Consider the following 13,583-nt stretch of genomic DNA (forward strand, 5'->3'; position numbering starts at 1 on the left):
CCTCGACGCCCGCCGCGCGGAGCTGCTGCGCGAACTTCTCGTTCTGATAGCGCAGGTAGTCGAACTCAGACGACACGACGACCGTGCGCGGGAACACGCTCAGATCCTCGCAGTACGCGGCCGAGATGAGCGGGTCGAGCATCTTCTGCGCATCGCCGGCGGTATAGACCGCGGAAAGGTCGTCCACGGAAGCCTTGATGCGGTCGACGCGGCTCTTCGCCTCGACGGCCTGCTCGGGAAGCCACGGGTACATATCGTACGACCACTCGGGCGGCACCGGGCCGCTATCCACCGCAGGGTACATCTCCATGACAAGCTTCACGAGGCCGGAACCGGCGCGCAACTGCACGACACCGTTTGCCAGACTGCCGCCGGCGGAGTCGCCCGCAACTGCGAGGCGGCCCATGTCGATGCCCAGGCGCTCGGCGTGCTCGACAAGATAATCGAGCGTCTCGTCACAGTCGTTTAGGCCCGCTGGGAACGGATGCTCCGGCGCGAGGCGGTAGTCGGGGAACACGACCACGCAGCCCGCCTGCTCCGCAAGATAGCGCAGCGCCGGACGGTACATGCCGATGTTGCCCACAGTGAAGCCGCCGCCATGGTAGAACGCCACCACGGGAGCGAGCGCCGCGAGCTCCTCGGGCGTGAACACGTAGAGCTCGATGTCCCGCACGTCGCCGCCATCGCGGCCGGTGAGGTGCATGGTCTCGACCGTCTCGGTGACGCCGCCACTGTCGATGTCGTGGTTCTCCTTGTTCGGACGCTTGCGCATCGCCTCGAAGTCCACACCCGCCGGAGTCACGAAGGCGCCGCTCAGGCGCTTCTGCGTGAGCTCGTAGACGCGCGGATCGAGCGCATGCTCGCGCTCCTCGTCCGGCATGGGGCGCAGTTCGAGCTCCGTGCCGTCGTCGAGCACAACAATCCGCGTGCCCGCGGCGATGATGTCGGCGAACGAGGCGTCGTAGGTCCTTCCGTCTTTCGCCATGGCACTCACCTACAGTCCTAGCTCGTCGAGCTTGGCGTCGAGCGTCGCGATTTCTTCATCCGTGAGCGACCAGTCGTAGGCGGAGCAGTTCTCGATGGCGTGCGCGTCGCTGCGGACGCCCACGAGCGCGCAGCCCACGTAATCCTTCTGCGTGCTCCAGTTGAGCGCGACCTGCCCGACGGGCTTGCCGTGCGCCTCGGCGATGCCGTCCATGACCTTCAAGAGCTCCTGTACCTTGGAGAACTTGGGCTCACGGAAGTAATCGTAGAACGTGAGACGCGTATCGCCCTCGGGGAAGTCGGGCGTGGTGCGGTACTTGCCGGAAAGGATGCCCGCACCCATGGAGCCGTACGTCATGGAGTCGATGCCGCGCGCGGCGCCCCACTTCATAAGGTCGGTGAACGTGCGGTCGACCATCGAAAACGGCGGCTGCTGCACATCGACCTTGCCGTACTTCTCGCACTCCTCGATCATCTCCGTGGTGAAGTTGGAAACACCGATGAAGCGGATCTTGCCCTGCTTGCGCAAGAGCTCGAGCGCGCTCATGGTCTCGGCGAACGGCGTGTTCATATCCGGCCAGTGCACGAAGTAGAAGTCGATGTGGTCGGTCTTGAGGTTGTAGAGCGAACTCTCGACCTCGCGCATGATGTTTTTGAACGAAGAATCGCGGTCGTAGCCGTTCGGGCTCGTCACGAGGCCGACCTTCGTGGAGATGAGTACCTTGTCGCGGTAGCCGCCGGCGAGAGCCTCGCCCACGACCTTCTCTGAGTAGCCGTTGCCATAGCACGGTGCCGTGTCCACGAGGTTCACGCCGTTATCGATCATGGTGCGGATGGCCTGGATCGAAGCCTCGCGGTCCACCGGGCCGTAGTTGTCGCCACCGATCGCCCAGGTACCCACCGCGAGCTCGGAAACGTCCACGCCCGCGTTCTGGAAATGCTTGTAGCGCATGATGATCCTTTCTGATTGAATAGAACAACAGGTGCCGTTCTGCAAGCGGTACCATCAAAAACGAGTCCGCCGGAGGGTACGGAGTGGCAGCAGCGTCTTGGCAGCCGAACAGGGCGGGGAGTAGAGGATTAACGCTCGCCCGGCGTCCCGACGTATGTCGAGCCACCCCGCACCCCTCCGGCGGACTCGCCCCGATGCCCCGAAATAGCGGCGGCCGACACTTCCATGCCGGCTGCCGCTTCGTCGTGATTCAACGGTATCCTACGAAAACCGAGTCGTTCCTTACATCACGCCGATGAGGCCGAGCACGATGGCGAGAACCATGATGCCGACGAGGATCACGTTCACGTTGACGTTCTTGTTACGCATGAGCCACAGCACGAAGAGGGTGAGGCACAGCGGAACGAGGCCGAGGAAGATCTGGTCCAGGTAGCTCTGGAGCGTGATGGGATCGGAGCCCTCGACCGGGAACGAGATGATGGAGGTGAACTTGACGTTCGCCGCCGTCATGGCACCGATCATCGTAAGGCCGACCGTCGAGGTCGCGCGCGTCACGAGACGCATGAGGCCGCCCTCATAGAGCTGGGAGATGAAGTTCGTGCCCAGCGTGAAGCCGAGGTAGGTCATGAAGTAACGGCACAGGACCGACGGGATGTTGTAGATGAGCAGGAACAGGATGGCGCCGAGCGGTGAGCCGCTCATGGCGATGTTGATGCCGATACCGGCAGCGATGACACGCAGGCAGCCCCAGAAGATAGCATCGCCGATGCCGGACATGGGGCCCATGAGCGAGACCTTGGTACCGTCGATGGACTCGGTATCGAAGTCGTCGTGCAGGGTGTTCTCGCGCTCCATGGAGGCGACGAGGCCCATGGCGAACGTGCCGACGTTCTGCGTGATGTTGTACCACGTGGTGTGGCGGGTCATCGCGTCGGCGCGCTTCTCGGGATCATCCTTGTAGTAGCGGTTGATGGCGGGCATAATCGAGTACAGCCAGCCATCGGCACCCGCCTTGGCGGCTCCACCGGCGCCGGAGGCGAACACGGTGAAGGAACGGAGGAAGATCTTGTTCAGCATCTTCCGATCTTCAGCGGAAAGCTTTGCAGTCAACTTGCTCATGCGAAGAAATCCTCCTCTTCAGACGTCGCGGCATCACCGGAAGCAGCAGTGGCGATACCCTTGTGCTCCATATCGAAGAGCTCCTTGTCGCGGAACGCCTGGATAGCGGCGAAGATGACGCCGATGCCGGCGATGGCGATCATGGGCAGGCCGAGGTAGATGTTCAGGATGAAGCCCAGGAAGAAATAGACGGCGAGCTGAGCGCTCCAGAGCATCTGGAGGAGCAGCGCCATACCGACGGCAGGCAGGAGCGAGCCGACGGCGTTGAGGCCGTTCATGAGGTTCGTCGGGATCTGGTTCACGATGGCCGAGACCGGCTCCGCGCCCAGGTACACGCCGAAGAAGGCGATGAGGGCGAACACGGCGTACTTAATGAACCACAGCACATAATGCTGGACAGCGAGGCCACGCTCATGGCCGGCCTGCGCCATGCGGTCGAAGTTGGGGCCGAAGAGCGTGCACACGATGTTGTTCATGAAGATGGACAGGAACGCGGTCACGACACCCACGGGGACGGCGACGGTGATGGCGGCGCTCTGCTCCACGCCCGCAACGGTGAATGCCACGGCGAGGGCGGTCGCGGTCACGGGCTCGGCGGAGATGGCACCGCCGATGTTCACCGCGCCCATGAAGATGGCCTCAAGCGAGGCGCCCACGATGCAGCCCATGGGGATGTCGCCCATGAAGATGCCGGCGACGAGGCCGACCACGATCGGGCGCTCGCACATGCACTGGCCGATGAGCCAGTTACCGCCGTAGCAGATCACTACGGTCAGCCAAGCCATAAAGGCCAAACCAAGCATATCTGGTTCCTTTCTCTCCCCGGGAAGGTCGGCGCTCCTCAGAGGGGCGGCGCGCCTCGCTTGCCCGGCTTAACCGATTACTTCGTGGCTTTCTCGATAAGCTCTTTGATCGAAACCTTGGGGTTCGACGGAATGAGCTGGTGGAAGACCGGCACGTCGAGCTCGCAGAGCTCCTTGGCGGCTTCCAGCTCCTCGGGGTTGAGCATGATGGTGGAATTGAGATTCACCTTCGTGGCGGGGTCTGTCTTATCGAAGCGGCCCACATTCGCGATGTTCACGCCCTCGATCTTGCCGGGGCACCCCTTCACGAGCTCGAGCACATCCTTCACGCAGTTCGTGAGCGCGAAGATGCGCATGGAATCGGCACGGGGATCGTTCACGATGCGGCACGCGTCCGGCACGTCCTTCACCAGAAGCTTCTGACCAGCAGGGGTGCCCATCTGAAGCGTCATGCGAAGCGCGTCGCTCTCCACCGCGTGCTTGTTCGCGACGATGATACGGTTGGTGCCAAGCTCCTTGGTCCACACCAATGCGACCTGACCGTGAATCAAACGGTCGTCCACGCGAACCTGTGCGATCATAGTTCCTCCTCTCCCTAGTCGAAGAAGTCGTCGTCGGCGCCCTCTGAAGCCGACTCGGTCTCCTCCGTGTCTACAAGCTGCATCGTGGCTCTGGCGGTCTCGATGGTCGCTTGGAGACTATCCTTCGTTATGCGTCCCGGGGCGAAAAGCACCTCGATGATGAGCCCCAGGTTGCAACCGGAAATATGGAAAACGTTGGGGTGGCCGGGAGCGATGAGTGCCACCTTCTGGCATACGCTTCCGCCATAGATGTCGGTAAAGATGACGCCGTCGTCATCTGGGCCAATCGAATCGACGAACGCCTGGATGCGCTCGGTGTAATCCGACTCGTCCACATAGGCGCAGATCGTCTCGATGGCATCCTCGCCGCCTGTTAGCAGCGAGATGGAGCTCTTGAAGCCGTCTGCGAGGTAGCCGTGCGTCGCGATAAGGATCTTCTTCATGCGCGTCTCCCTTTGCCTGTACTACGCGAGCGTGTAGCCGTTGGGGTTGAGCAGACGGATCTTCGAGGCCACGAAGTCTGTCATATCCTTGCCGGCAGCCTGCATGAGACCGAAGGCATTCTCGTCGAACTCGCCCGTAGCGACGTTCTTCTCGATGGACTTGTACATGGCGCGGAAGTACTCGGTGGCGATGTTGTACTTGCTCATGCCGAGGTTCACCGTCTCCTGGAGCTGCTCATCGGGAATATCGGAGCAGCCGTGCATGACGAGCGGGATGGACACCGCGGCACGAACCTCCTTGATGCGCTCCATGTCGAGGTGCGGGGTCTTCACGTACGGGCCGTGCGCGTTGCCCACGGCGATGGCGAGCGAGCCGCAACCGGTGCGCTCGACGAACTCCGCTGCCTGCGCGGGATCGGTATACATGTCCGAGCCCACGAAGTCCTCGGCGTTGGCACCGCTGCCCACATGCCCAAGCTCGGCCTCGATATCGACGCCGAAGACCTTGCCGACCTCGGCGACCGCCTTGGTGAGCGCGACGTTCTCCTCGTAGGGCAGGCTCGAGCCATCGACCATGACGGAGGGGAAGCCGTCGCGGATGCCGCCTACGGCGATGTCATAGCCGGCAGAATGGTCGAGGTGCACTGCCACGGGCACGCTCGCCTGCTCGGCGTAGTGGCATGCAATGGCAGCGACGAGCTTGAGCGGGATGTACTCGTAGAAACCCGGGAAGAACTGCACGATGACAGGCATGTGCTCCTGCTCCGCACCGGCGACGATGTACTTGATGGTCTCGAAGTTGAAGGTGTTGACCGCCGGGACACCGTAGTGATGCTCGGTGGCGTGCTTCAGGAGGTCGTTGACCTTGACGAGTGCCATGTGAAAACCCCTTTCGTTGCGGTTCCGATACTTCGACGAACGGCCATGCGGCCGGTGTGTCCTATTCGCGCGACACGGATGCCGCGGCGGGCTCGTGAGCGTGGGAGATGGAGGCGCGCCATGCTCGATAGGCCACGAGCACGACAAAGGTGCTCACGAGCACCAGCCCGGCAGACAGGAAATACGAGGCGCGCATGCCGAGGGTGTCGCCGATGGCGCCGCCCGCGAGGTTGGCGACCATCATGGCAAGACCGCTCTGCACGAGTACGAAGATGCTCTGACCTTGGGAGAGCTTTCCGGGAAGCACGGCCTCGGCTGCATAGCGCGTGCAGCAGTAGTACACGGTCATGTACGTCACGCTCTGCAACAGCTGCCCGGCGACCATGGTGGTGACGGTGCCCATGCCGATGAGTACCAGGCGGGCGACCATCATCACGCACGAGAACGCCAAGAGACGCATGACACCGAAGCGGTTCACGAGCTTGTGTGAGAAGAGCAGGATGGGAAGCTCGCTCAAGGCAGAGACGGCGCTGAGCACGCCCACGAGGCTCTGGCCGTACCCGAGCTCGACGACGTAGCGTCCGAGGAAACTGCCCGAGAAACCCAGGCCCATCTGACTCACGAAGGCGAAGGCAAGGATGAAGAAAATCTCCTGCGTGCGGAAGATGCCGAGCACGGGACGGTCCGAGGCGAAGCGCGCAATGGACGTCGCCTGGGGTTGCGCGGCCGGCTTTTCAACGGCGGCTTCTGCAGCGGACGACTCGTCTTGCGCAGCTGTGCGCGCACCCTCGCGACGACGCGCCTGGGGCAGCGCGATGACGGCGGCGAGGAACACGAGGGAAAGCGCCGTGACCACGATGAACTGCGCCTGTGGCGCGCGATCGAGGTAGAGCCCCACGATGAACACGACGAACGCGTAGCCGGTCGTGCCGCCCATGCGCACATGGGCGAACTCGACCCCGAAGTCGTTGCAACTCTGGATGACGAGCGCGTCGCACAGCGGCAGGAGGGCAGAGAAGAAGAGCACGAACACGATGGTCGCGATGAGTACCGTGAGGTAGCTCGTGCCGACGTAGTACAGCAGCGCCGCTGCGGCGGATGCGGCCGCGAGGAAGCCGAGCACGAGCTTGCGCTTGCCCGTCGCATCAGAGAGACGCGCCCACAGGGGCTGGATGAAGATAATTGCAAGCGGCGAGATGGTGAGCAGCACGCCCACTTCCGTCGCGGAAAGGCCGATCGAGGTGAAGTAGGAACTCAGGAACGGGGTATATGCTCCCGCGCACATCCAGTAGGTGATGTTAGCAACCAGAAGGAGGAAGCCCGTTAAGGAGAACCCCCCCCATGGGCGTTTTTACGGGTTGCGGACACAGCAGTCTGCTCGTTGGACAGCGCGCTATTGGAACGGGAATCCACTTGCATGTGACACGACGTTTCAGACGTTTGAATCGCCATGTACTCCCCCTCCCCGTTATCGCGCATCTTCTCCGCTGCGTGATCAGATGTCTCCACATCTTAAAACGAGAGTTTCATATTCTACTCTCTATATGAAACGCTCGTTCATTGAGTCATATCATAGCGATTCGCAGTTTCTTTGTGAAGTACTTTTTTGTAATGGTGTTTCATAATTATGAAATTCCCCTGCGTAGGGTACTATTTGCTCAGAAAGGAATGTGTCAAAGGAGCTGCCGTGCCCGACAAAAGCCGCGTGATCCAAACAATCCTTGCGCTCTATCACAGCCTGTCTCCCACCGATCAGAAGATCGCGGATTTCATCATTGAGCACCGAGACGATATCCCCGATATGACCATGCGCGTGATCGCAGCGGGCTGCGAGGTCTCGAGCCCCACCGTCTCGCGGTTCGTGAAGCGCATCGGTTATGACAGCTTCGCTGAGATGCGCCTTGCGCTGGCGCGCAACGAGGTGGCGTCAGGCAGCGGCTTCATGCTGGGCAACGCGACCGGCTCCGTCTCTTTCGACCACTTCCAGGAGTCGCTCGACTTCATCCTCTCCTGCAAGATGTCTGAGCTTGCCGATACCGTCGCGAGCATCGACCCCGATACCATCAAGGCCGTCATCACGCTCTTCCAAACATCGGACACCGTACTCATCACCGGCGTGGGCAACACGTTGAGCGTCGCGGCAAACATGGCGTTCAAGCTTCGGCATCTCGGTGTGCGCGCCATCGCGCCCTCAACAACCGAATACGCCGCAAGCTATTCTTTCATGATGAACGCCCACGACGCGCTCGTAATCATCTCGTCATCCGGCCTGTCGAAGCGGCTCAACCGCATCCTCGACAACGCGGAGGACAATGGCACGCCCGTGGTGCTCATTACCTCGAACCCGGAATCGCCGCTCGTCGCTCGTTCGACGTACGTGATCATGACGAGCCAACGCGACCGGCTCTTCGCCTACGGCGTCCCGTTCTCGCATAACTCGGTGAATTTCATCATCGAGGTGCTTTTCCTCTTCCTGCATGCGAGCTCGACCGACGTCGCGGAGCATATCAAGCTCTTCACGCATGCGTACGACGACCTCGATAAAGCCATCGACTTCCGCAGCGGAGAGTTCATCGACCTCGAAGACGGCACCGGCAGCGACTAGCCCCATGTCCCAAAAAGGGACAGGTGCATCTTGGGACATCTATTCTTCTGAATGATATTTTCAGTACCAGGTACTGAAATTATCATTTTGTAAGCGGGGCGATCACGGCCTGGGCGATCTTCTCGGCGAGCGCGTTCACCTGCGCGATGGCTTCGTCGCGCTCCTCGCCCTCAAAGTGATACGGCAGGTAGGGCTCCACTGCATCGTGAATGAGCGCGACATATTCCTTCGCGCCCTGGGACGAAAGGTGCGTGCCGTCGCCGTCAAAGAGGTCGTTCCGGCCTTCGCTGTAGCTGTACCAGTCGACGATGTGCACGTTGTCATAGCGATCCGCCGCGGCTTTGAGGGCGGCGTTCGTCGAAGAAACCCATCCCTGCGGGCTGCGCGTGGTCACGAACACCACGATGCGCTTGTCGCCCACGAGTTCCATGAGGCTGTCCACGGCGTCGTCTGTCACGTTGCCATTCGTTCCGAGCGCGAACACCACCACGCGCCCGGCGAGCCCTTGGCTCTCGTAGCTCGAGAACAGCTCCTCAGCGGCGGAGAACTGGCGGTTCTTCATGGCGTCGATGTGCCCATAGGGGAACGTCTCGTTGAAGGGATCGACGGCGCGAAGCGACACCGAGTCGCCGATCATGAGCACGTCGTAGGCATCTGCCGGGAAACCGTACGCATCCGTAGCGGGCTTTTGCTCTTCACCTTTGCCCGAGGCAGCGGAGTCTGCGCTCGGAGCGTCGCCTGATCCGTTCCCGTCATTGGAAGAGGCGTCGGGTGAACCCTCGATGAGCGCCGCGCCCTCCTCGCTCAGCGCCGAGGTGCTTGGCACGAAGACGAGGCCGCCCAGTGCACCGAGCACGAGAACTGCCGCGCAGGCAACCGGCACGATACGACTGCGCACGTATGTGGAGAGGCTGAAGCTGCTCGACGCGACCTGCTGGAGGAACGCACCGAAGGCGCCCTTGCGAAACGGCGTCTCGATGAAGCGGTACGAAAGCTCGGCCGCCAAAAGCACCACGCCGCACTCGATGAGGTAGACCCACCAGGGCTTGGCGCTCACATCGCCCACGGGGTTCATGAGCGCAAACAGCGGGAAATGCCACAGGTAGATGCTATAGGAGCGCTGTCCGAGCCACACGAGCAGCGGGAGTGAGAACACGCGCGCGAGCACTCCATCAGGCTGCACGCACGCAGCGATGAGCACAGCAGAGAGCACGGCGGCGATAACCGTGCCGCCGCGATAGGTGAACGAGGTGTAGCCGTTCGTGTACACGAAGAGCGCGACGAGCCCTGCGAGCGCGGCGACGCCGGCGATGTCGAGCGCGCCCTTACGGAGGATCCCCTGCTGTTGCGGCTTGCCACGATACGGATGCGCGGTCTCGCTTACCGCCTGAGTCGTCGCATGGGCATCCCAGGTGAAGGGGTTCATGGAGCTCGTGCGTACGAACGCGAGCAGCGCGCCGATAAGCATGGCGAAGGCGCGCGTATCGGTGCCGTAGTAGACGCGGCTCGGATCTGCCGCGGGGTTGTAGAGCAGCGCCATTCCCAGCGCGGAAGCTACTGCGAGCACTGCCACGACGATGCGGATCACCTTGCGGCGCGCACCGAAGCGCAGCAGCACGAACAAAAGCACCGGCCACACCACGTAGAACTGCTCCTCAATGGCGAGCGACCAAAAGTGCGTAAGCGGCGAGGGATCGCCGAGCGCGCCGAAATACGACACGTTGTTGAAGATCTGCCACCAGTTGTTGAAGAACAGGAGCGACGGTAGGATGTCGGGGCGCATCTTCGTGAGCATCACGTGGTTGAAGATGGTGCAAAGCAGCGCCACGACCACCACGAGCGTCACGGTGGCGGGGACGAGGCGGCGCACGCGGCGCACCCAGAACCCTTTAAGGTCGATCGTGCCTGAACGCGCGAACTCGATGCGCAGAAGGCGCGTGATGAGGTATCCCGAGAGCACGAAGAAGATCGTCACGCCCTGAAAACCGCCCTGCGCCCACGTGAAACCCAGATGGTAGAGAACGACGGCGATGACCGCAAACGTACGGATGCCATCGAGAGCGGGAATGTAGCGAGAGCGCGGGGCGTCGGAATGTCCTGCGCGCCCCGCGCGATCGTTCGAGGTGTCCGCCGAGCTTGCCGTAAGTGCAGCTGTGCGCGGCGAACCCGCAGCATGCGAGCGTGTACCCGAAGCGGCGGCATGGCGGGGCGCAGGCACAGACGCGCGGCGCGGCGTAGGCGTGGCAGACACCTTGCGGTGCGAACCGCGCTCCGGTGCACGATGTTGCATATGTCCAGCCATGAATCCCTGCCCCCGTCCTTCATCTAAGTGGGCAATTATACCGTGTTGGCCTGCAGTTCTGAAAACTCGTGACGATTCCCTTACCTTCAACCACATTTATATAATGGGTTGGTTGGGGGGTTGGTTGGGGACGTGCTCCTTCCAACCCATTTCTGAAGATCCAGACAAACCGGACGCTCTCTCTAAAAATGGGTTGGAAGGAGCACGTCCCCAACCAACCCACCATTAGAATCCAAGCGCTTGGAGGACAAACATCACGACGGTGAGCACCGTGATGAGCACAATCGTCGCCCAGGTGAGCGCATTCCACACACGCCCGTTGCGAAACCGCCCGAGGATGCGCTTGTCACGAGCGATGAGCACCAGAAACACCAGGAGCACCGGCAAGAGCACGCCGTTGATCACCTGCGCGCTCATCATGATGTCGAAGAGGTTCACATCGGGCAGGATCACCAGCAGCGCGGAAAACACGATGATCCCCGTGATGATGCCGCGATACGTGGGTGCCTCCTCCCACGTACGGTCCGCGCCGCGCTCCCAACCGAACGCCTCGCAGATCGCGCTCGAGGTCACGCCCGGCAGCACGCAGGCTGCTAAGAAGCTCGCCGCGACGAGCCCCGCGCCGAAGAGGATCGTCGACCACTGCCCCGCGATGGGCTCGAGCGCGAGCGCGGCGTCGGCGGCGTCGGCGACCTCGATACCCTCCGGGTGAAGCACCGTCGCCGTCGTCACGATGATGAACCATGCGATCGCGCACGCCACCACCGAACCCGAAACGGTGTCTACGCGCTGAAGCGCGATCCCGCTTTCGTCCACGTTCTTATCGACCACGTTGTTTTGCGCCAGAAAGATCATCCACGGTGCGATCGTGGTGCCGATCGTCGCCACCAGAAGCGACACGTAATCTGGATCGGCAACCATGCCCGGCGTGACCGTCGCAAGCACCACGGAGCCCCAGTCCGGCCCCACCAAAAAGGCGGCGGCCACGTACGTGAGGAAGACGCAGCTCACCAGCAGCAAAATCTTCTCGATGCGCTGGAAGCTTCCGCTCATGGTAATGAGCCAGATGATGAGCGCCACAAGCGGCACCGAGATGGCGGCGGGGACGCCGAAGAGCGCGAGCCCGCTCGCAAGCCCCGCGAATTCGGAAATCGTGACCGCGGTGTTCGCCACCAGGAGCGCGCCCATGGCGAGCGCCGAGAGCCGCACGCCGAATCGTTCGCGGATAAGCGAGGCGAAACCTTTGCCCGTCACGCAACCAAGGCGCGCCGCGGTCTCCTGTACCACGATGAGCAAGAGCGCCATCACCGGCAAGATCCACAGCGTGCCGTAGCCGAATGTCGCGCCGGCACTCGAATAGGTCGCGATGCCGCCCGCATCGTTGCCTGCGAGCGCCGCAAGAAGCCCCGGTCCCATCGCCCCAAGCACCGCGAGCGGCGTGAGGCGACTCTGTCCTTCCCTCGCCATGGCCTATCCCGCCAGCACCAGCACCGAGGCCGTCGAGGCGAGCGCGTAGATCACGCACGCCACGAGCACGGCGATGAGGCTCATGGCTGTGCCCGAGGTGTTGAGGCCGTGCTCGTCGCGCCAGAACAGCACTTTGAGGTAGACGACAGAGCTCGCCGCGCTCAGGGCAACCGTCGCCGCCGCGCACGCGAAACATGCGGAGAACATGCGCGCCGGGGCCGCCTGTTCGGCGCCCGTAAAGGCCGCGCCCATCATGAGCTGGCCGCACAGGAACACCACGAGCGCGATCGCCACGCCCACCGCAACGGTCTGTAAGAAGAAGGCGAGATACGGCGCCCCCTCATGCTCATCGTATTCGAGAAAGTAGCTGCGCACGAAGGCGGAGAAGCGGCTCGCCGTGAGCAGCACCACCGGCATGGCGCACATGGGATAGATGAAGCGCTGCGTGCCCGCGCCGAGGCTTCCCAGCGTCGCGGCGATGATGCCCGAGGCGACCGCCCATACGAGCACCCAGTAATGGCGTCGCGCGAACCACGAGAGCACATGCGTCGATTCGCCCTGCGCGTTCTCGCCCGCACCCATGCCGGCAATCTGCAGGTCTTCCTCGTGCTCCTCGGCAATGACGTCGAGCGCATCGTCGACGGTCACGATACCGAGCACATGGCGGTTCTCGTCGCACACCGGCACCGCCACGAGGTTGTATTTCGTCATCTCGTCCGCCACGTCCTCCTGGTCGAGGTCGGGCGCGACCCACACCACATCGCGATAGGCGAGGTCGGAAAGGCGCATGTCGAGGTCTGCGACGATGAGGGTGCGCAGGCTGAGCACACCCGTGAGCGCGCTCGTGCTATCGAGCGTGTAGACGTAGTAGATGCTCTCGAAATCCTCGTCAAGCTTGCGAATGGCCTCGATGGCGTCCGCCGCGGTATCGGTTGCGGGTAGCGCCACGAACTCCGAGGTCATGATACGGCCGGCGGTGTTCTCACCATAACCCAGGAGGTTGCGGATCGCGCGCTCCTCCTTCACGCCCATGAGGCGCAGGAGTTTCTCGGCCTTCTCGTAATCGAGCTCTTCGATGAGATCGGCTGCGTCGTCGGGATCCATGAGGGCGAGCATGCTCGACGCCTCTCGGTCGCTCATGCCCTCGATGACTTCGGCCACAAGCTCATCGTCGTCGAACTCGCTGATTGCTTCGGCCGCCTGAGCGGTATCGAGTTGGGCGAAGACCTGGCTGCGAAGACGCGGGTCGAGCTGCTCGATGATGTCGGCGATATCCGCCGGATGCAGCTCGTCGAGCGTCTTGTGCGACACGGAAAGCTTGATGGTCTGCGTGCTACGCTCCAAGAGGTCCATATAGGACCACGCGATGATGTGCTCTTCGAGGGGCTTTCCCCCCGCGCGGGCAAGCCGTGCGGCGATGCGCTCGAGCGCGGGGTGCATCGCGCGCA

At 62.3% G+C, this 13,583-nt stretch carries 12 protein-coding genes; 1 reads left to right on the forward strand and 11 read right to left on the reverse strand.

The genetic code is table 11. The features are described 5' to 3' along the window. From QZ079_RS03880 to QZ079_RS03915, 8 genes are all read right to left on the reverse strand, one after another. A partial coding sequence (locus QZ079_RS03880) for an alpha/beta hydrolase fold domain-containing protein (RefSeq protein ID WP_297035339.1) occupies positions 1-985 on the reverse strand: 985 nt, incomplete at its 3' end. 9 nt (positions 986-994) lie between these two features. Beyond that, positions 995-1,936: an aldo/keto reductase gene (locus tag QZ079_RS03885; RefSeq protein ID WP_291288194.1), complete on the reverse strand. Its 942-nt coding sequence runs from the start codon at positions 1,934-1,936 to the stop codon at positions 995-997. A gap of 282 nt (positions 1,937-2,218) precedes the next feature. Continuing rightward, positions 2,219-3,055, reverse strand: coding sequence for a PTS system mannose/fructose/sorbose family transporter subunit IID (locus QZ079_RS03890; protein ID WP_291288193.1), 837 nt, complete (start codon positions 3,053-3,055; stop codon positions 2,219-2,221). Beyond that, a complete protein-coding gene (locus tag QZ079_RS03895) occupies positions 3,052-3,858 on the reverse strand; it encodes a PTS sugar transporter subunit IIC (protein ID WP_297035344.1) in 807 nt (268 codons plus the stop codon). Before QZ079_RS03895 ends, QZ079_RS03890 begins: the two co-directional genes overlap by 4 nt. Positions 3,859-3,935: 77 nt before the next feature. Beyond that, positions 3,936-4,439, reverse strand: coding sequence for a PTS sugar transporter subunit IIB (locus QZ079_RS03900; protein ID WP_291288191.1), 504 nt, complete (start codon positions 4,437-4,439; stop codon positions 3,936-3,938). 14 nt (positions 4,440-4,453) lie between these two features. Continuing rightward, the gene (locus QZ079_RS03905) at positions 4,454-4,882 is read right to left on the reverse strand and encodes a PTS sugar transporter subunit IIA (protein WP_291288190.1); all 429 of its coding nucleotides are present in this window, start codon (positions 4,880-4,882) and stop codon (positions 4,454-4,456) included. Positions 4,883-4,903: 21 nt separating this feature from the next. Next, positions 4,904-5,761, reverse strand: a complete 858-nt coding sequence (locus tag QZ079_RS03910) for a class II fructose-bisphosphate aldolase (protein ID WP_297035349.1) — start codon at positions 5,759-5,761, stop codon at positions 4,904-4,906. Between the two features lie 61 nt (positions 5,762-5,822). Beyond that, entirely contained in the window at positions 5,823-7,070 is a 1,248-nt protein-coding gene (locus tag QZ079_RS03915) for an MFS transporter (RefSeq protein ID WP_297035365.1), read from the reverse strand. A gap of 378 nt (positions 7,071-7,448) precedes the next feature. On the opposite strand from QZ079_RS03915, the gene QZ079_RS03920 reads away from it, so the two are divergent. Then, positions 7,449-8,366 (forward strand): MurR/RpiR family transcriptional regulator, encoded by a 918-nt coding sequence (locus QZ079_RS03920; RefSeq protein ID WP_297035352.1) that lies wholly within the window; start codon positions 7,449-7,451, stop codon positions 8,364-8,366. An 82-nt stretch (positions 8,367-8,448) separates the two neighbouring features. Here the strand turns inward: QZ079_RS03920 and QZ079_RS03925 are convergent, their stop codons facing one another. From QZ079_RS03925 to QZ079_RS03935, 3 genes are all read right to left on the reverse strand, one after another. Beyond that, positions 8,449-10,668: an acyltransferase family protein gene (locus tag QZ079_RS03925; protein WP_297035355.1), complete on the reverse strand. Its 2,220-nt coding sequence runs from the start codon at positions 10,666-10,668 to the stop codon at positions 8,449-8,451. A gap of 225 nt (positions 10,669-10,893) precedes the next feature. Beyond that, positions 10,894-12,135 carry an NRAMP family divalent metal transporter gene (locus QZ079_RS03930; protein WP_297035359.1) on the reverse strand — a complete coding sequence of 414 codons (1,242 nt, stop codon included), beginning with the start codon at positions 12,133-12,135 and terminating at the stop codon, positions 10,894-10,896. 3 nt (positions 12,136-12,138) lie between these two features. Continuing rightward, positions 12,139-13,583: magnesium transporter (locus QZ079_RS03935; protein WP_297035363.1), on the reverse strand; the 1,445-nt coding region annotated here is incomplete at its 5' end.

The organism is uncultured Enorma sp. (assembly GCA_905210055.1).
Lineage (GTDB): Bacteria > Actinomycetota > Coriobacteriia > Coriobacteriales > Coriobacteriaceae > Enorma.

Bases quoted from the DNA above. Each gene is read 5' to 3' on its own strand.
- QZ079_RS03890 (WP_291288193.1), bottom strand. From the start codon at position 3,055: ATGAGCAAGTTGACTGCAAAGCTTTCCGCTGAAGATCGGAAGATGCTG.
- QZ079_RS03930 (WP_297035359.1), bottom strand. From the start codon at position 12,135: ATGGCGAGGGAAGGACAGAGTCGCCTCACGCCGCTCGCGGTGCTTGGG.
- QZ079_RS03910 (WP_297035349.1), bottom strand. From the start codon at position 5,761: ATGGCACTCGTCAAGGTCAACGACCTCCTGAAGCACGCCACCGAGCAT.
- QZ079_RS03905 (WP_291288190.1), bottom strand. From the start codon at position 4,882: ATGAAGAAGATCCTTATCGCGACGCACGGCTACCTCGCAGACGGCTTC.
- QZ079_RS03925 (WP_297035355.1), bottom strand. From the start codon at position 10,668: ATGGCTGGACATATGCAACATCGTGCACCGGAGCGCGGTTCGCACCGC.
- QZ079_RS03900 (WP_291288191.1), bottom strand. From the start codon at position 4,439: ATGATCGCACAGGTTCGCGTGGACGACCGTTTGATTCACGGTCAGGTC.
- QZ079_RS03895 (WP_297035344.1), bottom strand. From the start codon at position 3,858: ATGCTTGGTTTGGCCTTTATGGCTTGGCTGACCGTAGTGATCTGCTAC.
- QZ079_RS03885 (WP_291288194.1), bottom strand. From the start codon at position 1,936: ATGCGCTACAAGCATTTCCAGAACGCGGGCGTGGACGTTTCCGAGCTC.